We start from the raw sequence: 21,989 nt of genomic DNA on the forward strand, positions 1-21,989 counted from the left end.
ATTTGTTAAAATCCAGCTATTACCAAACTACAATTGCCATAAACGCCTCATTTTATCGCATATACCCGTTAGACTTGACTTCTTTATATCGTTTCAAAGCTTCCAAGTAGTAATAATCGGCATAATTCAGCGGAGTATCGACTTCACTATTATGTGGAAAACTACCGACCGAATGCATAAGAATAAATCCATGGTTCTCTCCTTCCCTTGCCAGATATGTTTCTGAAGAAAGCTGTTTCAAGATTTGCTCTGCATAACGGAAGTATTTCTGCCCTCGTTTTTCGTCTCCATACCCGCTTAACTCCAACAATGCGGAAGCTGTGATGGCAGCAGCCGAAGCGTCTCGAGGTTCGTTGGGTATGTTTGGAGCATTATAATCCCAATAAGGAATAAAATCTTTTTCGGACGGACAATGACTCATTATAAATTCTGCGATTTTATATGCCGCTTTCAAATAAACATGTTGTTTCGTGAAACGATAACACATGGTATATCCATATACACCCCAAGCCTGACCACGTGCCCAAGACGATTCATCATCATATCCCTGATAAGTACCTTTCGATTCGACCGTACCATCTTCCGGCAAATAACTGACTACATGATAAGATGTCATATCTTTCCGAAAATGGTTTTTCAATGTTTTGTCAGCATGTGCTATGGCAATCTCCCTATACTTCGAATTACCTGTCTGTTCCGATGCCCAGAAAAGCATTTCCAAATTCATCATATTATCAATAATGACAGGATAACTCCAATTCCCAAAGTCCCAGGAACGAATCAATCCGACTTTCGGTTCAAAACGTGTACAAAGACTTTCGGAAGAGTGAACGAGAATCAGACTGTCCGCAGGTTCCGGCTTTAAACGGATACCCTGCCCGTAACTACAAAACATCATAAAACCCAAATCATGGTTTTTTGTATAATATTGCATCGCTTCCAGACGATCTGTATACAAACGTGCCTGTTTCGCCAATTTCTCATTAGCTGTAAGTTCATACGCCAGCCACATAGAACCCGGGAAAAAACCGGAAGTCCAATCGGAAGGTTTTTCCAACCGGTATTCTCCATCTTTTAAAGAACGTGGAAAACAGAGGGTATCCGGTTCGTGTTTCAATTTTTCTGCCATATAGAGCAATTGATGTTCGGATGTATTCACCGCACGGTCAAACCACTTCATCTCATTTTCTCCCGGAACATTACAAGCAGTCAGAAAAGTAATTCCCGCTACCACCATAAAAAGTTTGCTATTCATTGTCTCAATCGATTTCTGTTTATTACATTTCATCAACAACAAAGTTAGATTAACTCCCAAACATAGGTTTTACAAAACTATCTTTTTATGTCCGTTTCTATTTCAGTAAAGTTTGATTTCGTCCAAAAGTTGTCCGTTTTCAGACAACTATCTCCTGCGGAAAGAAAACAAAAATAGATGCAGTGGTTTTGTTGATTACAAAATAAAATTCGGAATAACGACTACCGTTTCATATTACACAATGTACACTTTCTGATACAAGAATCCACGCCCGATACTTACTTTTTTTATAAACCGGAACTAATGGCAAATAACCTGAGCGGATTCTTCCCTGCTCCATTTCCAATGGATAAGTCTCTGCCATTGCTGTGTGTGCGTTCCATGCTGCTCCATCCGAAGGGGCATAGTCTATCTGAAAAATTCCTGTTGAGGAAGGGCATATATAACGGTCATACAAGTGACGCGCTACTACTCCCATATTCATCCGTAAGTTTATTTCCACACAAGGATGAATACGGTAAGCCGGAGATTCCGGGAAGCGGCAGATCATCATATCGACTCCCAAATAGCCATTGTAAACACTTCCGAAGCGAAGAGATAATTCCCGTTCAAGACGATTACGCAATTTATCAAGCTCCCCGACAGGGACATATTCCGAAAGATTCTGTTCAATCGCAGCATTTGAAATCAACCTATTGCCCTCATACGCTCCACTCCCACCCGTGCGAAATTGAGAGTATCCGATGAAATTGAACCGCCCGTCACCTAAAGAATGAAATTCCATAGCAAAATCTTCTACCTTATTATATATAGGTTCACCGATTACGCCACCCTGCTGACTTCCGATACGCAAACACCAACCGGAAATTGAAGGCGTATAAATGCCTTTACACCAGTTCAATCCCTTACCGCTACCCGAAAGAGGTGCTTTCAGCAGACAGGTATCATGCGATTCAACAAATGATTTCCATTCTTCGGGAAGTGTCAGGTAGAAGGATTCACCGCAAAAATAATTGTCTAATTGCAGATGAGGTAACAACTCTACTGCACAGGAACGGTGTGAACAAGAACGTAATTTATTTAATTGTTCAATAGAGGGTAATGCGTGCTTCTCTATTCCTAAGTCCAAGAGACGTTTTCTTACGGCGATGTCCCATCCCCAAGGACGGATATCCAGGTTTCGTTCGGAAGCAAGTTCCGGTTCTGTCATCAGATGTACTGAAAGTCCCAACAGTTGCCGCATCCTTTTCATATAGTCAAGATTATAAGCGGAAGGGGCCAATACCGCACTCCCCTCTTCAGCATACCACACCGGCAGCAAGGCCAGCTCGGCCGCCATCTGCCGGGCGGAGGCCGGTGGCATATAATTGATTTCACCACTAGCCAACGCCAAGTCATGTTCCGGGTTGAATAGATAAAGAGTCTTTTTAGCCATCTCAAACGAATTCAAAACTTTATTCTGCAAATATATACAGGAAATAGTCAGCAATACCTAATAATAAGAAGAAAGTTAGAGTTAAAAGCACAATTTTGCCATCTCTACTTTGCAAATCTTAAAAAAAGCACTATATTTGCCACCCGTAAAACAAAGAACAGAAATGGAAGCATTCTATCGCACACACGCCTACCTTGTTGAGCACACCAATGCCCCCGTTCGCCGTGACCTTATGGATGAGATTGATTGGAGCGACCGCTTGATTGGTATCAAAGGGACACGTGGCGTAGGAAAAACCACTTTCCTGCTCCAATACGCAAAAGAGAAATTCGGGACCGACCGCTCTTGTCTGTTCATCAACATGAACAACTTCTACTTCTCGGGACACAGCATTGTGGACTTTGCCAACGAATTTCAAAAACGCGGTGGAAAAGTACTACTCATCGACCAAGTGTTCAAGCACCCGGAATGGAGCAAGGAGTTACGTATGTGTTACGACCGCTTTCCAAATCTGAAGATAGTCTTTACCGGTTCGTCCGTGATGCGGCTGAAGGAAGAAAACCTTGAATTGCGCGATATTGCAAAAAGCTATAACCTGCGCGGATTTTCTTTCCGTGAATTCTTGAACTTGCAGACCGGTATGAAGTTTCGGGCTTACAGTCTCGAAGAGATCCTAAGTACTCATGAACAGATTGCCAAAGGAGTGCTTTCCAAGGTACGTCCGTTGGATTATTTTCAGGATTACCTACATCACGGATTCTATCCGTTCTTCCTCGAAAAGCGCAACTTTTCGGAGAATCTGCTAAAGACAATGAACATGATGGTGGAAGTGGATATCCTACTTCTCAAACAAATAGAACTGAAATATCTTTCAAAGATAAAAAAATTACTATATTTGCTCGCTGTCGACGGACCGAAGGCTCCAAATGTCAGCCAGTTGGCAAGCGACATACAAACATCCCGCGCTACGGTGATGAATTACATCAAGTATCTGGCGGACGCACGACTCATTAATCTGGTTTATCCGAAAGGGGAAGAATTTCCGAAAAAACCTTCGAAGATAATGATGCACAACTCCAACTTGATGTATTCCATCTACCCGGTGAAAGTAGAAGAACAGGATGTATTGGACACTTTCTTTGCAAACTCTTTATGGAAGGACCATAAGATACACAAAGGAGACAAGAATTTCTCTTTTATCGTAGACGAAGTGATGCCGTTCAAGATTTGCCTGGAAGGTGCAAAGATTAAGAATAACCCGAATGTGACGTATGCGTTGCATAAGGCAGAAATAGGTCGGGGCAATCAGATACCTCTCTGGATGTTCGGCTTTTTATATTAAAAGATTTATTTACTTAAATATTTAATTTAGTTATGACTAAACAGAAGAAATTCATCACTTGTGATGGTAACCAGGCTGCAGCACATATCTCGTATATGTTCTCTGAAGTAGCTGCTATCTACCCCATCACTCCTTCTTCGACTATGGCTGAGTACGTAGACGAATGGGCTGCCGCAGGACGTAAAAATATCTTCGGCGAAACAGTATTGGTACAGGAAATGCAATCTGAAGGCGGTGCTGCCGGTGCAGTTCACGGTTCTCTTCAGGCTGGTGCGTTAACTACTACTTACACTGCTTCTCAGGGTCTTCTCCTGATGATCCCTAATATGTACAAAATTGCCGGTGAGTTCTTGCCTTGCGTATTCCATGTATCTGCTCGTACATTGGCTTCTCACGCATTGTGTATCTTCGGTGACCACCAAGACGTAATGTCAGCTCGTCAGACTGGCTTCGCTATGTTGGCTGAAGGTTCCGTACAGGAAGTTATGGATTTGGCCGGTGTTGCTCACTTGGCTACTATCAAATCACGCGTTCCGTTCATGAACTTCTTCGACGGTTTCCGTACTTCTCACGAAATCCAGAAGATTGAAATGTTGGAAAACGATGATCTTGCTCCGCTGATCGACCAGGAAGCTTTGGCTGAGTTCCGTGCCCGCGCACTGAACCCGATGAATCCGGTTGCTCGTGGTATGGCTGAAAACCCTGACCACTTCTTCCAACATCGTGAATCATGCAACAACTACTATGAAGCAGTTCCTGCTATCGTAGAAGAATACATGAATGAAATTTCTAAGATTACAGGCCGCAAATATGGTTTGTTCGACTACTACGGTGCTGAAGATGCAGAACGCGTAATTATCGCTATGGGTTCTGTAACAGAAGCTGCCCGCGAAGCTATCGACTACTTGGTAGCAAACGGTGAGAAAGTAGGTTTGGTTGCCGTACACTTGTATCGTCCGTTCTCTGCTAAACACTTCCTGGCTGCTGTACCTAAGACTGCCAAGACTATCGCAGTTCTTGACCGTACTAAAGAACCGGGTGCTAACGGTGAACCTCTTTATCTTGACGTTAAAGACTGCTTCTATGGTGTTGAAAACGCTCCTGTTATCGTTGGTGGTCGCTACGGTCTGGGTTCAAAAGATACTACTCCTGCACAGATCATCGCAGTATTCAAAAACTTGGCTATGCCAATGCCGAAGAACCACTTCACTATCGGTATCGTAGATGACGTTACTTTCACTTCTCTTCCGCAAGAAGAAGAAATCGCATTGGGCGGTGAAGGTATGTTCGAAGCTAAATTCTACGGTTTGGGTGCTGACGGTACGGTAGGTGCTAACAAGAACTCTGTGAAAATTATCGGTGATAACACTGACAAACACTGTCAGGCTTACTTCTCATACGACTCTAAGAAGTCAGGTGGTTTCACTTGTTCTCACTTGCGTTTCGGTGATACTCCGATCCGTTCTACTTATTTGGTTAACACTCCGAACTTCGTTGCTTGTCACGTTCAGGCTTACCTGCACATGTACGACGTAACTCGCGGTTTGCGTAAGAATGGTTCTTTCTTGCTGAACACTATCTGGGAAGGTGAAGAACTGGCTAAGAATCTGCCAAACAAGGTGAAGAAATATTTCGCACAGAACAATATTTCCGTATACTATATCAACGCAACTCAGATTGCATTGGAAATTGGTTTGGGTAACCGTACCAACACTATCCTTCAATCTGCGTTCTTCCGTATCACAGGCGTTATTCCTGTTGAACAAGCTGTTGAACAGATGAAGAAATTCATCGTTAAGTCTTACGGCAAGAAGGGTGAAGATGTTGTTAACAAGAACTATGCTGCTGTTGACCGCGGTGGTGAATACAAGACTTTGACTGTTGATCCTGCTTGGGCTAACCTGCCGGATGACACTAAAGCTGAAAACAACGATCCTGCATTCATCAACGAAGTAGTTCGTCCGATCAATGCTCAAGACGGTGACTTGTTGCCTGTATCTGCATTCAAGGGTATCGAAGACGGTACTTGGTATCAAGGTACTGCTAAATATGAAAAACGTGGTGTAGCCGCATTCGTTCCTGAATGGAATCCTGAAAACTGTATACAGTGTAATAAGTGTGCATACGTTTGTCCTCACGCTTCTATCCGTCCGTTCGTACTCGACGCTGAAGAACAGAAGGGTGCTAAGTTCGAACAGCTGAAAGCCGTAGGTAAAGTATTCGACGGTATGACATTCCGTATCCAAGTTGACGTTCTCGACTGTCTGGGTTGCGGTAACTGTGCTGACATCTGTCCGGGTAATCCGAAGAAGGGTGGCAAGGCATTGACAATGAAACACCTTGAAAGTCAGTTGGCTGAAGCTGAAAACTGGACTTACTGCGTTGACAACGTGAAGACTAAACAACATCTTGTTGATATCAAAGCCAACGTGAAGAACTCTCAGTTCGCTACTCCGCTGTTTGAGTTCTCAGGTGCTTGCTCCGGTTGTGGTGAAACTCCGTACGTGAAATTGATTTCTCAATTGTTCGGTGACCGTGAAATGGTTGCTAACGCTACCGGATGTTCTTCTATCTATTCTGGTTCTGTTCCTTCTACACCTTATACAAAGAACGAAAACGGACACGGTCCTGCTTGGGCTAACTCACTGTTCGAAGACTTCTGCGAATTCGGTCTGGGTATGGAATTGGCAAACGAAAAGATGCGTGCACGTATCGTGAAAGTGATGAACGAAGCTATCGCTGCTGACTGTACTCCTGCTGAGGCTAAAGAATTGTTCGCTGAATGGATCAACAATATGTTGGATGCAGACAAGACTAAGGAATTGGCAGCTAAGATCATCCCGATGGTTGAAGCTAACAAGGATAAATGCAATCACTGCAAGCAAATCGCTGAACTGCAACAATATCTTGTAAAACGCAGCCAGTGGATTATCGGTGGTGACGGTGCTTCTTACGATATCGGTTACGGTGGTCTTGACCATGTAATCGCTTCCGGTAAGGACGTTAACATCCTCGTTCTGGATACTGAAGTTTACTCCAACACTGGTGGTCAGTCTTCTAAGGCTACTCCGGTAGGCGCTATCGCTAAGTTCGCTGCTGCAGGTAAGCGCGTACGTAAGAAAGACCTCGGTCTGATGGCTACTACTTACGGTTATGTATATGTTGCTCAGATTGCTATGGGTGCTGACCAGGCTCAGACTCTGAAAGCTATCCGCGAAGCAGAAGCATATCCGGGACCATCTTTGATTATCGCTTATGCTCCGTGTATCAACCACGGTCTGAAAGCCGGTATGGGTAAGAGCCAGGAAGAAGAAGAAAAGGCTGTTAAGTGTGGTTACTGGCATTTGTGGCGTTACAACCCTGCTTTGGAAGAAGAAGGCAAGAATCCGTTCCAATTGGATAGCAAAGAACCGAATTGGGAAGACTTCCAAGGTTTCTTGAAGGGTGAGGTTCGTTACGCTTCTGTAATGAAACAATATCCTAACGAAGCAGAAGAACTGTTTAAAGCTGCTGAAGCAAACGCTAAATGGCGTTACAACAGCTACAAACGTCTGGCTAAAGAGAACTGGGGTGCTGAATAATTAATCACACTCAAATAAATATAAAAAGGGAGTCTGCTCAACCGCATGACTCCCTTTTTTATGTCTAAGCCAATTCTTATGTCCAAGCCAGTTTTATATAAGGCCGATTTTTATAAGGCCGGTTATGAACTAATTTGAGATTGTGCAAACTTATTTTTGATGCTTCATGGACTTATGGTTAATGATGTATGGTTTTATTCGTCTGACAATTGTTTCTTTTTCGTCTGACAATTATCAGACTTCGGTATCCAGCTATCCACCAACTGCCGATGTTCATCCCGCCATTTGCGTGCAATCTCTTCTTCGTCCATTCGAGCGTCTTTCATAGCTGTCATGAAAGAGCTAAGTTCTTCTGTCGTTAATTTGATATTACCGAAAAATTCAGCGGCAAATGGATCTTTTTTACTGAAACCTTTCCAGGCAATGGCATGTATTTCTTCCAGATCTCCATATACTTTCTTCGGATCATCCAAGAATTTCAGGTCAAACTGATCGAACATCCAATGTGGTGTCCAACCTGTAATGACAATCCATTCTCCCTTATCCATCGCTTTTTTCAAAGACGCCAACATGGTTGAGCTACTTGAAGTCATGAGGGTATAGCCGTCAAGGCCGTAAGCAGAGATGGCCTTGTCTGTAGTCTTCATAATTCCTGCTCCGGCATCAATTCCCACTATTTCAGAAGAGAAACGATCTTTATTGGCAGCCAATTCATCAATGGAATTAATGGCAACATATTGAGGTACGACTAACCCAACGCGTGCTTCTCCATATACTTCTCCTAAAAATTCGATGCTATCACCATACTGATCCATATAGTCTTTCATCGTTATCGGTAACCAGGTATCTAGAAAGACATCTGAATTCTTTCCGGATATGGATACGAAGATAGGGGCAAGATCAGCATTCTGTAGTTCAACCTCGTATCCTTGTTCTTCCAGTACCACTTTTGCCAAATGGCTCATGGCTATTCCTTCCAACCAATTGGCATAGGCTATTTTTACTTTTTTCTTATTTGGGCCGGAATCTGCACAGGAAGCCAGCAAAAGCAGAGCGGACAGTACGATTCCTACTAATTTATATATTCTCATTTTTATTCCTTTCAGTTTTCACTCTTTCTTGTTTCAATTCTTTCTCTTTTAGTCCTTCTTATTTTTTCTTCCTGCCATTCCTTGCGTGATACGGTCTAAGATGATAGCTAAAATAACTACCGCTATACCACCTTCAAACCCAAGTCCGATCTTCATCTGGGTGATACCTTTCAATACAATTTCCCCCAAACCACCGGCAGCAATCATTGCAGCGATTACAACCATAGAAAGTGACATCATTATTGTCTGGTTTACACCGGTCAGGATGGTAGGCAGTGCCAAAGGAAGCTGTACTTTATATAGCAGTTGCCAACGGGTAGCCCCGAACGAACGAGAAGCTTCCACTACATTTTTAGGAACCTGTCGGATTCCCAATCCGGTAAGGCGGACTACAGGAGGCATAGCAAAGATAATAGTGGCAAACACTCCAGGCACTGCTCCCAATCCGAAAAACAAAACGGCAGGAATCAGATAAACAAAAGCAGGCATCGTCTGCATCAAGTCGAGAACAGGACGGAGTATTTTCTCTGCACGCGGACTGTTTGCCGTCCATACTCCCAAAGGTACACCAACAATTAGAGCCAGACAGGTAGATGACAAAACGAGAGCCAGGGTTTGCATTGTAGCCTCCCAAAATCCCATTCCATAAATCAATAATAATCCTAATGCAGTGAAAATTGCCGTACCACGCCCTGCTTTCATCCATGCAAGTGCAGCAAGCACCAGGATGGTTATATAAAAAGGTATTCCGAAAAGTATATGCTGGAATCCTATAATAAAACTACCGATGCCTGCATTCACGGCATCAAAGAAAGTGGAAAAATGTACCATCATCCAATTGATGGCCACCTCTATATATTGTCCTATATTTATCATAAATCTATTGCGTTTTGAATTATTTCGTTTATTTCTTCTTTATCTTTCCCGGTCACTTCGATGATTAAAGATGAAAGTGGGATTGTTCCTAAAAACTCGCGTGTCTCATCTATCACCCATACCGGTGAATTGCTCTTTGTCATTAAAGGAAGCATATCCTCCAACACTGTATCTTCCAACACAGAATGTACTTCTGTACGCACAACTGTTTCAATGGATTTTTCCTGCCTGCTACGTAATTTAAGCAAATCGTTCAGGCGCACTTCCCCGACCAGTTTATCGTCGGCATCTATTACAGGTAATACAGTTATATTCTTTGCACGCATTTTACGAATCAAAACTTCGGGACCTTCTTTCTTCAGACGAGCCACCAACGGTTTGTCAATCATTAAAGAAGAGGCGGTAATAATTTTGCTCCTGTCCACGTTTTCAACGAAACGGGCTACATAATCGTTAGCCGGTTCAGTCAGAATTTCCTCCGAAGTACCTACCTGCACCACTTCTCCGTCTTTCATAATCGCGATACGGTCACCTAGTTTAATTGCTTCACTTAAATCATGAGTAATAAAGACAATTGTCTTTTTCATCTTTGATTGCAAGGCCAGTAGCTCATCCTGCATCTGTACGCGAATCAGAGGATCGAGAGCTGAGAAAGCCTCATCCATTAAAAGAACTTCGGGATTATTGGCCAAGGCACGTGCCAATCCGACACGCTGTTGCATTCCACCGGAAAGTTCACCTACCATCTGATTCTCATATCCTTTCAGTCCGACAAGCTTCATACTTTCCATCGCTTTCTTTTCACGCTCTCCCTTCTTCACTCCCTGAAGTTCAAGGCCGAACGCAATATTACTCAATACAGAGCGGTGAGGCAACAAACCGAAATTTTGGAAAACCATTGCCAGCTCTTTCCGGCGAACCTGTAATAGTTCTTTTTCGGATATTTTAGATATATCGACTCCATTTACAAGGACTTGTCCGGCAGTAGGACGTATCAAACGATTGATACAGCGCAGTAATGTCGATTTTCCACTTCCCGAGAGGCCCATTATCACAAAAAACTCTCCTTCATTTATTGAAAGATTGGCATCCTTCACTCCTACCGTACAACCGGTATCTTTCAGAATTTCCGCTTTACTCTTATCTTTTTTCAGCATCTTGAGTGCTTTCTGCTTCTCATGACCAAAGATAAGGTACAAATCCTTTATTTCTATTTTACTCATATAATATATTGGTTTAGATTATAATATTTGTTTTGTTTCCAACTGCTGCGTTTCTCATTCTTGTTTACATAAACAAGTTGAATCTCCGCATGGTTCAGTCCTGCTACATGGTAACATGACGATCCAATGAGTTTTTTAAATGATTAAAAAAACAGACTGAGTAGTTTAAAAGGAATAGAATTTGATAAGATTATCCTCTCAATGAACAGTAAAAAACAGTATTTTCATAAATAAATAACAGTCTGTTCTTGCATATTGTTGGCACAAAGATAAGGAAAACAGATTAAAAATGCAAATTTTATTCAGAAGCAGAGTAATTCCAAAGATGCTTTTTCAAGTCTACGCATCCATTTTGTTTGAAAGAAATCCCTTCTTTCAGCAAGAGTTGCTTTTGCTCTGTCCAGCCGGGTACAAGGCGCCCCGATGCATTGACTACTCGATGGCAAGGAACAGATATACCCTCCGGTACTTGTTTCAAAGCGCGCCCTACCATACGGGAACATTGAGGCATTCCTAATAATGCGGCAATCTCTCCATAGGTAGAAACCTTTCCTACCGGAATATCACAAACAACCTGATGCACCTCTTGACAAAAAGACGCAGAAAACTTTGCCTTGTCTACTTTATAATCCTTCATTAACCCTTCTCTTTTACTTATTTTTCTTCCTCAAAGCTAGGTAAAAAGACGAATATTTGCAAATTATTAAGGCATAACAAACAATATATGCAACTTTACTTGCTTTATATACAAATTATTACGACCTTTGTGGCATAAAAGTAGTTTTATTATTAACGAGACAAGCAACATCATTATGAAAAAGAAGACTGTTCTATTTGCTTCTTGTTTGTTAGGAACCTTAGCTTTCAGTTCCTGTGAGAAGAATCTTTATGATGAAAGCAAACAGCCTGAAAAGGAACTCCAAATGAAAGACTTGGATATACCTGCGGATTTCCAATGGAAATTAACTCGAACTGCCGAAGGTACAGTATCAGCTAAGACCTCTACAATGGTCTCTCTATTCTTGGATGAGAAATGTAGTGAGAAAGAAAAAATAGCAACTATTCTTGTACATGACGGAGAATCAAAGCTTCCATTAAGTATCCCTACTTATGTAAAAACATTATATGCACAATACGAAACGGGCCCAAATGAAAAGGAATCAATATCCGTTAGGATCAATGAAGACGGTAGCTTCTCATTACCTATAGCCCAATCGGTTACTACACAGACACGATCAGTCACACGTGGAAGCGACAAAGACACAGGACATGACATCGAAGAAGATATACGATACAGCCAAGGAGTCGTCTACCACCCTAAAAAAGACTGGGGTACTATCATGTATGAAGATCAGTTCCCAATATTGGGTGACTATGATTTCAACGACTTCGTGATCAATTATAAAGTAAAGTTCAATGCATACAAGAAAAAAGGCAATGAGTATATGAGTGACTTGATGACAATCAAGCTACGTATAAAAGCTCGTGGTGGAATATATCTTTACTATCCTTATTTAAGACTTAAAGAAATTGATCAGAAGGATGTGGAAAGCGTCAAAATCACCGATCCTAAAACAACAGATAAGGAATTTGAAGTGAAATACATGGATAAAGAAAAATTCATTATTGACTGTAGTGACCTAATTCTCAATTTACCCCAACCTGCAGGAAGCCGATACTTCAATGTTGAAAAGACTGCTTTAGTAGATACAGAAGAGTTGCCTGAATTTGAGATTGAAATCAAGCTCAACACAGCAAAGGAAGTAAAAGAGATATTGGAGGACGACGAATTCGACTTATATATAGCACGTAAAGACGGAGACAAAACTGAGATACATGCAAACGGTATTGAACCGGCATTTTATAAATATCCCTTCAATAATCCGGATTTATTGCCGGTATATGAATCCGATGGAGATGAAGAAGACGACAACTATTACTTTAGTAAAGAACGCCTGATTTGGGGATTGAGAGTACCGGGTAACGTAGCTCATGCTATTGAAGCAGCCGATTTCCTGAAAGCTTATCCCGGATTCAAAAAATGGGCGACAAGCGGCGGTAAAAATGAACAAAATTGGTACGGTCAAGGTAATGCAGATAAGAGTCTGTTGATCTATAACGACTAATTCCTATCCTATATAATAAATCCCGGTAAGCTATCAACATCTTACCGGGATTTATCATATCATACCAATTGTAATTTTATTATCCTTTTCTTTTTAAGAAGTCTGTCGGACTCTCTCCAAACTGTTCTTTATAACATTTTGTGAAATAAGAAGGAGAACTGAAACCTACTTCATAACCAATCTCCGCCACTGTCATATCCGATGAAGCAAGTAGAGAAGCCGCTTTCTTCAGACGAGCAATCCGAAGCAACTCATTAGGAGAGTAATTAGTAAGGGACTTTATCTTACGATAAAGTTGTACACGGCTCAGTCCCATATCTTTTCCTAAATCCTCCACATTCAGATTAGAATCCCCTAGCTTTGCGTCAAGTAAAGACTTGAATTTCTCCACAAAGTTCTTATCCATATCACAAACATCCTCTTTCGCCAATGTCTGCCCGTCGCCAAAGAACTGCTTCAAGCGACGATGCGAATCAATCAAATTACGGACACGAGCCAACAGCAGTTGTGAACTAAAAGGTTTGGAAATATATGAATCGGCACCACCGTCATATCCCTGAATCCGTTGTTCATCCAAAGAACAGGCTGTCAACAGAATAACAGGAATATGACATGTCTGCAACTCGCTTTTTAACCTACGACAGCACTCAATGCCGTCAATTCCCGGCATCATCACATCAGAAATAATCAAATCCGGAACATATTTCATAGCTTTACGAATCCCTTCCGAACCATCTACAGCCTCAATAACAGTATAATCGGCATGAAGCAAACTATGTACATACGAACGGATATCTGCATTATCGTCAATGATAAGGACGGAAGGTTTGGAAGAATCATAATCTCTTTCAGTTTCCTCTTCCTCAGCTACTTGAGCATTATTTAAAGCAGAAGAGACCGAAGCCCCAATGGAAGAAGACAATGGGCTATCCACCGAAACGGTTACCTCACAAGTCTGCATCGGTAAATCAACCGTAAAGATTGTTCCTTGTTTTTCATCACTTTCTACAGAAATAGTTCCTTTATGCAATTCGACAAAAGCTTTCACAAGTGCCAAGCCAATCCCCGAACCTGCATGATGCATATCTATTCTGTAAAAACGGTCGAAAATATTCCGAATATGTTCCACAGAAATCATAGAACCGGTGTTAGCAACAGTAAAACGAATCCAACGCCCATCCTCTTTTGTCAAAGGAGACAGACGAACGGTTACCTTTCCATTTTCCGGAGTAAACTTGAAAGCATTAGAAAGAAGATTAAAATAAATGCGTTCCAATTTTTCCACGTCCGCCAATGTATGATAATCCGTATCCGCCAGCTTATCAAAAGAGAAATGAATATGTTTCTTTCGCACCACTGCGAGAAACGACTCATTCCACCCTTCAAAAGAAGAAAGAATATCTACAGGAACAGGTGTATATTCCATCATACCATTCTCATACTTTCGAAAATCCAAAATCTGATTGACCAGACGCAAAAGGATATTCACATTCCGCTGAATCAACATCAACATCCGATGCTGGTCTCCATTCAACGTTTTATCAGCCAATAAATGCTCCACCGGATCGGCAACTAATGTCAGTGGAGTACGGAAATCATGAGAAATATTCGTAAAGAAAACCAATTTGGCATGAGTCGCTTCTTCCAATTGATGAGAAAGCTGTATAAGCTGATCCCTCTGTTCTTCCAATTTATCACGTTGCTCTTCCAGTTTGTCACGCTGTTCCTCTAACTGTCTCTTCTGTTCGGAAAGTTCTCTATTCAAGCGATTCTTGGAGCGAAGAGATTTATATACTACTAATAACAAACCTGCCACCAACAAAAGGATAACCAGACCACCATACATGACAACCTGTTGGGTAGCAACACGTGACAAATACCCTCCGATACGTCCGTTCAATGTTTCGATTTTCTGATCCAATTCAGATATATGCGTAGTCTGGAGTTGCATGACATGAGCATTCGTGTGGTCTACGACGGCCGTATTCATTACGGTTTCTCTAGGATAAGGCTTTTTTTCAAGAATATTCATAGCCAACTGCATTACCTTATCACCATTTGTAGGATAAATAAAAGTAGCATTCAGCACACTGTCAAGCACAAGTTCCAATCCGTTTCCTTTACCCGGCAAAGCATCAATACCAACAAAGAGCATTTCTTTCTCCCTACCTACTTTCTTGGCAGCCCGATAAGCTCCCGGAGCTATGCGGTCATTATGTGCATACACCGCATCGATTTTCGGATGACGACAGAGCATACTATCCATCTCCACTTCAGCCGGACCACTCTCCCATGCCGCATCCGCTTTATCAATCAGCTTTATATCCGGGAAATTACTGATGGCTGCCATAAATCCCTGATGACGCTCCATCGCAGGGGTCGAACCTCCCAGCCCTGTAAGCTCCACCACATTCCCTTTTCCCCGCAAGCTTGATGCAATATAATTCCCAACCGCACGGCCTATTTCATAATTATCGGCACCGATATATGCAGTATATTTATCAGATAGAATCTTCCGGTCTATCAAAATGACAGGGATTCCTTTCCGATAGGCTTCTTCCACGACGGGAGTCATCGGAGCCGCCTCGTTGGCTGAGATAATAAGTAAATCAACTCCTTTATCCATAAAATAACGGACATCTTCCGCCTGCTTGCGGTTATCATCTCCAGCCGACCGGATTTCAACCGCCACCCCATCGTAAAACATGGCTTCACGAAGAATCTCATCATTCATCTTGTGCCGCCAAGAATCATCACTACATTGAGCCACACCAATACGGAAATGCGGCACATCTTGATGGCAGGCTACCATTCCGAGAAAACAAAACAAGATCACTATCCAACGTAAATATCCCATAGTATTGTGTATTTTTTCGTAGATTATATCTTTTACCATACTATCTATTTGTCATATATCGGGATAAAGATAATGGTTTTCTCTTAAAAACAGAAAGTAAAAAGCCTCAAATCTGCTTTATAAACAAGCCTCCTTCTACCCGCAAACAGTGGCACAACAAAGCCAGATTTCATTAATAAAAGTATAAAGAGTTAGGCAAACACTTAATCAATGTTATAAAACATCTCTTTTTATTTGGATTATTTGCTAGTTTCACAGAAGTCCGTATCTTTGCATTGTGTTTTTCATAGTATTAGATTTAAGGTTAACAAAGGTTGGAGCAAGGCGTTGCTCCTTTTTTTATACCCATACCTCTTATGTAAGGTCATAATAAAACTCCCATGAGATTGAAGTTCATGAGAGTTTTATTATATTCTATCGTATAGGCTTTTACAACATCCTATCTTTCAGTACCTGCGGAAGTTCCGGCATTGCACCGCTTTGCGTACATACATAAGCGGAAGCTTCAACAGCCAGTTTATGAGCTTCGGGAACCGACTTACCATTGAGAATAGAAGCACAGAACGTTGCTGTAAAGGAGTCACCAGCTCCCACTGTATCAGCTACGGGAACTCTCGGGGTCTCTTGGAAGGAAACAACTCCCGGAGTAAATACGTAACTTCCATTGATACCACAAGTCAGAATCAACATCTTCAGATTATACTTAGCTAACAAAATCCAGCATTTATCCTGCAAGTCAATACCCGGATAGCCAAACATACGGCTAATGGTCACTAATTCTTCGTCATTTATCTTCAACACGTTGCAACGCTGGCAGGACTCACGAATAACCTCCTTTGAATAAAAATCCTGTCGGAGATTAATATCAAAAATTTTCAATTGCCCGTCTATATCAGGCATTGTATCCAAAAAACGATTGATAGTGGCACGGCTCACCTCATTGCGTTGCGCCAATGATCCGAAGCAAACAGCACGTGTATTCAAAGCCAAACGTTTCAGTTCATCTGTAAAAGGAATATTGTCCCATGCAACCCCTTCCTTAATTTCATAACAAGGGACACCCTCATCATCCAACGTTACCTGCACCGTACCGGTAGGATAATCCACCCGTTCAATCTGTGTTTTCAGTTTCTTTTCATTGAATACTCTCAGAATCTCATCTCCCAGTTCATCATTCCCCACGGCACTTACTACGCGGCTGTCAAAGCCAAACTGCGATACATGATAGGCAAAGTTTGCCGGAGCACCACCAATTTTCTTTCCTTCGGGCAACACATCCCAAAGTGCTTCGCCCATTCCTACAATTATATTATTCATGACTTACAGATTTTATTGTTTCCAAAGTTATTAATTTATTTTCTAATACGGAACGTATAAAACAAAAGATACAGTACGCCTACCGTCATTACGGCTACCGCCCCACTCTGTCCCATTGCATCGGAGGCAACTCCCATAGCCAACGGAAACACTGTTCCTCCGAAAAGTCCCATAATCATCAAGCCGGAAACCTCATTCTTTTTTGCCGGAAGATAGAGTAACGCCTGCGAGAAAATAACAGAGAATACATTGGAATTACCAAAACCAATCAATGCAATGCAGGCATAAATCATTGTCTTTTCATGGAAAGCAAACAATCCTGCCATCGCTACCAACATCATCATCACACTAATGCCAAAGAAAGATTTTGCCGACATCTTGCGTAAGATGAACGATCCTAAGAAGCAGCCAGCCGTACGGAAGATAAAATAAAGGCTTGTAGCAAAAGCAGCGTCATCCAGCCCCATGCCAAGACGTTCCATCAGAATCTTTGGAGCGGTAGTATTTGTACCTACATCAATACCGACATGACACATGATGCCAATAAAACAAAGCAGGATAAACGGTTTGCCAAGCAACGCCAGACATTGTCCGAAAGTTGACGGTTCGCCTTCCTCTTTTTCTTCTTCAATCTGAGTAATATTGAGCAAGAGAATGGCAATGATCGCTACAACCATATAAATAGGAAATAACACGCGCCAGCCTAAATCGAAAGTCGGAATGGCCTGCGTCGCTCCCCACATGGCGATGTAAGGAGCCAGAAAAGAAGCAATGGCTTTCACAAACTGACCGAAAGTCAGGCTACTTGCCAGACGGTCGCCACGTACGATATTGGAAAGCAACGGGTTCAGGGAAGTCTGCATCAACGCATTTCCAATGCCCAAGAGGGAGAAGGAAATCAGCATCAGCATATAGCTGTCGCCGAAAACAGGTAGCAACAGAGAAGCGAAAGTCACAATCAAACTAAGCAATACGGTTTTCTTCTGACCAATGCGGCTCATCAACATGCCGGTGGGTACGGAGAAAATCAGGAACCAGAAGAATACTAATGACGGAAAGATATTCGCCTGTGAGTCCGACAGACCAAGATCCGCCTTTACGTAATTGGAGGCAATGCCTACCAAGTCAACAAATCCCATGGCGAAGAAGCAAAGCATCACCGGGACTAGTTTGGAGAGGGAAGAGTTTTTACTGTTTTCCATTATTTTATCTTTTATACGATGAATTCTGTTTCCATAGGGCAATGTACATCACCCTAAAACAAAGAAGCGGGTAAAGAGCACATAGAGTAAGGAGAATGAGTTTATTTCTTCAACTTGTAAATCACAAACGAATCTACTTTATACGCTCCTCCTTTACTGTAAAAGTCGATATGAGTGTAAGGTTCCGACGGGAACACCTGATTAGTCATCACAAAACGTCCGCCATCGCCAAAGGCTTCCACACTGGATTTGTCGACAAACAGACGGAGTTTCAATTCGTCTATTCCACTCTCAATAGCCGTCCAGGTCAGCATTGGGAAGTTCTCATTGAAACCTACATCTCCGCTTTTGCGGCGGTCCATCGAGAATTTCTTTTCTTTCATGTCATATTGCATATCCACTTCTTCGCCTTTGTCATTGTAGAGACGGAAGCCGATTATATCCGCATGTTGATTTTCGATAGTCAGTTCTATTTCGTATGCACCCTCATTGCCGGCAATCATGTCTTTGATGATACGTGTTCCGTTCACTTTGAACGAGCGTTTCTTGGAGACGTCACGCAGTTTCAGCAGTTCGGGAGAGGGAGCAGACTGAAGATAAGTCTCGCCATCTACGGTGAACAGGCTCAAATCGCGAGGAACAGAGTTCGGGCTACGGTATTGAGAGGTAGGAACATCGTTTGCATATTGCCAGTTGCTCATCCATGCGATAGCAATGCGACGGTTGTCGGGAGCATCACTCCAAGTTACAGTGGCGTAATGGTCTTTTCCCCAGTCCATCCATTTGGTTTTGGAGGGTGATTCGTTTACAAATTCTTTTCCGTTGAACGTTCCGACAAAGTATTGAGTGGCCGAGTCACCGAAAGGGCCGTCACCAAGACTACAAAGCAATACCCATTTCTTTTCATTCGTACCTTCCACGGGAAGTTCAAATAAATCCGGACATTCCCAAACATTTCCGTGAGCACCTTGTCCCTTACCGAAACTGCTTTCAAAAGTCCAGTTTTTCAAATTGGGAGAAGAGAAAATCTGCATTTCCTGCCCTACGGCAAGTACCATAATCCAACGTTTTGTCCCTTCATACCAAAAGACTTTCGGATCGCGGAAATCGCGGGCTTCAGATACCAACACCGGATTATCCGCATACTTTGTAAAAGTACGTCCATTGTTGGTACTGTAAGCGATACTTTGTACCTGACGATCACCGTTCTGTGTATAGATAGCGATGATAGCACCTGCACCAAAACCAGCTGTATTATTATGATCCACCACAGCCGAACCACTGAAAATAGTGCCAAACGCATCCGGAGTTATAGCATCAGGCCGATGTTCCCAATTGATTAAGTCTTTACTGATAGCATGTCCCCAATTCATATTTCCCCATTTGGAACCGTATGGATTATGTTGATAAAACAAATGATATTCTCCGTCTTTATATACCATTCCGTTGGGATCATTCATCCATCCATAAAGAGGTGAGAAGTGATAAACAGGACGGAACTTTTCACGATTAGTTGTATCGAAGGTATCGGACAACTTCATTTCCCTACAGCAAGCGGTGTTATCCGGTGAAAGATTGACACGTACCGGATCATTTGAATTCATTTTGAATTTAAATGAAACCAACTTACCGGAATAATCGGAAAGGTCTACCGGAACAAAATAATCTACCTTGTTAATAGCCAGACGGACATCAAAGCTCTTCACTTCTTTGTTATCAGCAATCATACTGATACGTACGTCAGGCGATGCATCTTCTACCGGTAATAACAAGTATTTCTGAGTAGTATTGACACGCACCAAACAATGTCCTTCTCCTAAATCTTTCATTAATAGAGAAGGATCTGCAGCTAAAGCCAGAAGCGAGATATTCATAAAAATGGAACAAATCAGAAGAGTCTGAAGTTTTCTCAAAGGTAAAAATACATTCATGTTTATGGTATTAAGGTTATTACTTATTATTAATAGTATCATATTTCTTGGTTGTTGCAATGCAAAGATAGGCGCAATGCATCGGAGCGCCTATCACATTTGTTTCAAACGCTATAAAAGATGTTACTTTCTCAATTAATAAGTACTCAATTTTATATCAGATACAGTCACTTCACCCTCAGTACAAAAAATAGCCCAAGGATTTTTAGCCAAATCATAAATACGGTTGGTGAAAGCATACCTTCCATTTATATAGACTACGCACACAGATTCTTCAGTATAGACCTCTATATGATATACATTGTCAGCAGCCGGAGTTATAGCACGTTCTGTTATAGCACCCGCATCATTCCATTCACCTGTTTTCTCATTTACTTCTACTTCTTTCAACTTCAGGAAATTATATTTATCTTCAATGAAAATACGCGCCTTTTCTGCCTTATCACTGCAATCGACAAATGAAAGTCCGAATACGGCTTCATTCTCTTCAGGGATTGTTGCAGTCATGGTTATTTTGTTCCGGTTTCTCAAACGGGCGAAGCGGACAAATGAATTTGCTTTCAATGTATAAGAAGAAGTGCTGACCGTTACATCCCCTACCTTCGTCTTTTCAGTCAATGTCACCGATTGGGAATATTTGGCGGAAATCGCTTGTGGAACATCCAAACTTAATGTTCCATCTCCGTTCTGAATCAATCTATGAGCAACCAACGCTCCTGCCCAACTTTTGGCACCTGTGGTTTTCTGCCCTTCACGTGTCGGACACCATCCCCAAAGATAACGATTTGTATCATCGCTCGCTGTTTTTCCAGCATAAAAACCAACTCCATCTAACCATCCTTCATGGGGTACGAAAGTAGGGAACTGCCCACTCTCTACAGCTATTCCCTTCAATTCTTCCAAAGTCTGCGCATAGAAATATTGGACAACGGCCGGTTCATTTTTTGTTCCTTGTGAAGAATAAACCATATACCAATAACTTCCCATCTGAAAAACATCCGGACATTCATAGAAACGCCCCCAAATATTATTGAAGAACGGTTCCGGTTTTAAATCCCAATCATGCAAATTGGTAGAAGTAAACTCTATAATATATCCATCCCCATTTTTCAGAGCAGAAACTAACATCCTATAACATTGCGCAGTTGCATCATAAAAAACATATGGATCGCGGAATTCATTTTTATCATACCCTGCTTCTATTGGAGCCGATAAACGGAATGAACGGTCTTTAGTCCAGGTTTTACAATCTTTGGAAGTAGCCAACAATATTACTTCACGAGGTTCGGTAGCTTTATGTCCTGTATAATAAGTATAATAAGTTTTCGTAGCCTCATCATAAACAGTACTTCCTGTCCCGATAGCCGGATCATCTTCTACTGCTGTTCCGCATGGTATTGCTTCGCGGAAAGAGATATAGTTTGCCACATCCGTAGTTGCCAATTCGTGGATAGGATGATAGATAGTAGAATTACCGTCACGATCATCCTGAAGGTAAAGAATACGAAACTCTTTACTTACCGGATCAAAAAAAGGCATTGGATCACCTACATAACCAACATAAGGTTTGTAATAAGTCGTATAATTGTTCGGTTCCGTCGAACTAAAGAATGTTGTCGTTTCATTCAGATTTTTATCTGTGATTACCGGACTGTTATCATCGCTGCAAGCAGCAAACGATATTGACAGACACAGTATTGAAGCCATTAATATCATAGTTTTCATAATTTGCTTTTCTTTATCAGATTATACT

14 protein-coding genes are annotated in these 21,989 nt (G+C 41.8%); 3 read left to right on the forward strand and 11 right to left on the reverse strand.

Features of this window, described 5'->3' with window-relative positions; all coding sequences use genetic code 11:
* Positions 1–52: 52 nt before the first annotated feature.
* Both GD630_RS19095 and GD630_RS19100 read right to left on the reverse strand, forming a co-directional pair.
* A complete protein-coding gene (locus GD630_RS19095) occupies positions 53–1,255 on the reverse strand; it encodes a glycoside hydrolase family protein (RefSeq protein ID WP_143867958.1) in 1,203 nt (400 codons plus the stop codon).
* A gap of 229 nt (positions 1,256–1,484) precedes the next feature.
* Positions 1,485–2,690, reverse strand: coding sequence for a hypothetical protein (locus GD630_RS19100; protein ID WP_143867959.1), 1,206 nt, complete (start codon positions 2,688–2,690; stop codon positions 1,485–1,487).
* A gap of 163 nt (positions 2,691–2,853) precedes the next feature.
* Here GD630_RS19100 and GD630_RS19105 point away from each other — a divergent pair, with 163 nt between their 5' ends.
* A complete protein-coding gene (locus GD630_RS19105; RefSeq protein WP_143867961.1) occupies positions 2,854–4,032 on the forward strand; it encodes an ATP-binding protein in 1,179 nt (392 codons plus the stop codon).
* A 32-nt stretch (positions 4,033–4,064) separates the two neighbouring features.
* On the forward strand, positions 4,065–7,613 hold the full coding sequence (nifJ, locus tag GD630_RS19110) for a pyruvate:ferredoxin (flavodoxin) oxidoreductase (RefSeq protein WP_143867963.1): 3,549 nt from the start codon (positions 4,065–4,067) through the stop codon (positions 7,611–7,613).
* 194 nt (positions 7,614–7,807) lie between these two features.
* Here the strand turns inward: nifJ and GD630_RS19115 are convergent, their stop codons facing one another.
* The 4 genes from GD630_RS19115 to GD630_RS19130 form a co-directional block, all read right to left on the reverse strand.
* Entirely contained in the window at positions 7,808–8,704 is an 897-nt protein-coding gene (locus GD630_RS19115) for a glycine betaine ABC transporter substrate-binding protein (protein WP_143867965.1), read from the reverse strand.
* A gap of 48 nt (positions 8,705–8,752) precedes the next feature.
* Positions 8,753–9,580: an ABC transporter permease gene (locus tag GD630_RS19120; RefSeq protein WP_143867967.1), complete on the reverse strand. Its 828-nt coding sequence runs from the start codon at positions 9,578–9,580 to the stop codon at positions 8,753–8,755.
* On the reverse strand, positions 9,577–10,803 hold the full coding sequence (locus tag GD630_RS19125; RefSeq protein WP_007758016.1) for a quaternary amine ABC transporter ATP-binding protein: 1,227 nt from the start codon (positions 10,801–10,803) through the stop codon (positions 9,577–9,579). The genes GD630_RS19120 and GD630_RS19125 overlap by 4 nt, the downstream gene beginning before the upstream one ends.
* 298 nt (positions 10,804–11,101) lie before the next feature.
* Positions 11,102–11,440, reverse strand: coding sequence for an MGMT family protein (locus tag GD630_RS19130; RefSeq protein ID WP_143867969.1), 339 nt, complete (start codon positions 11,438–11,440; stop codon positions 11,102–11,104).
* A gap of 175 nt (positions 11,441–11,615) precedes the next feature.
* On the opposite strand from GD630_RS19130, the gene GD630_RS19135 reads away from it, so the two are divergent.
* Positions 11,616–12,929 (forward strand): LruC domain-containing protein, encoded by a 1,314-nt coding sequence (locus tag GD630_RS19135; protein WP_143867971.1) that lies wholly within the window; start codon positions 11,616–11,618, stop codon positions 12,927–12,929.
* 79 nt (positions 12,930–13,008) lie between these two features.
* Here GD630_RS19135 and GD630_RS19140 read toward each other — a convergent pair whose 3' ends face one another.
* The 5 genes from GD630_RS19140 to GD630_RS19160 form a co-directional block, all read right to left on the reverse strand.
* Positions 13,009–15,786, reverse strand: a complete 2,778-nt coding sequence (locus GD630_RS19140) for a substrate-binding domain-containing protein (protein ID WP_143867973.1) — start codon at positions 15,784–15,786, stop codon at positions 13,009–13,011.
* 429 nt (positions 15,787–16,215) lie between these two features.
* Complete coding sequence (locus GD630_RS19145) at positions 16,216–17,103, reverse strand: carbohydrate kinase family protein (protein ID WP_007748309.1); 888 nt, start codon at positions 17,101–17,103, stop codon at positions 16,216–16,218.
* A gap of 35 nt (positions 17,104–17,138) precedes the next feature.
* A complete protein-coding gene (locus GD630_RS19150) occupies positions 17,139–18,305 on the reverse strand; it encodes an MFS transporter (protein WP_143867975.1) in 1,167 nt (388 codons plus the stop codon).
* 101 nt (positions 18,306–18,406) lie between these two features.
* Complete coding sequence (locus tag GD630_RS19155) at positions 18,407–20,236, reverse strand: DUF4980 domain-containing protein (protein ID WP_143867977.1); 1,830 nt, start codon at positions 20,234–20,236, stop codon at positions 18,407–18,409.
* A gap of 135 nt (positions 20,237–20,371) precedes the next feature.
* Complete coding sequence (locus tag GD630_RS19160; protein ID WP_143867979.1) at positions 20,372–21,961, reverse strand: glycoside hydrolase family 32 protein; 1,590 nt, start codon at positions 21,959–21,961, stop codon at positions 20,372–20,374.
* Positions 21,962–21,989: the final 28 nt, after the last annotated feature.

The sequence above is a fragment of the Bacteroides zhangwenhongii genome, assembly GCF_009193325.2.
Taxonomy (GTDB): Bacteria; Bacteroidota; Bacteroidia; order Bacteroidales; family Bacteroidaceae; genus Bacteroides; species Bacteroides zhangwenhongii.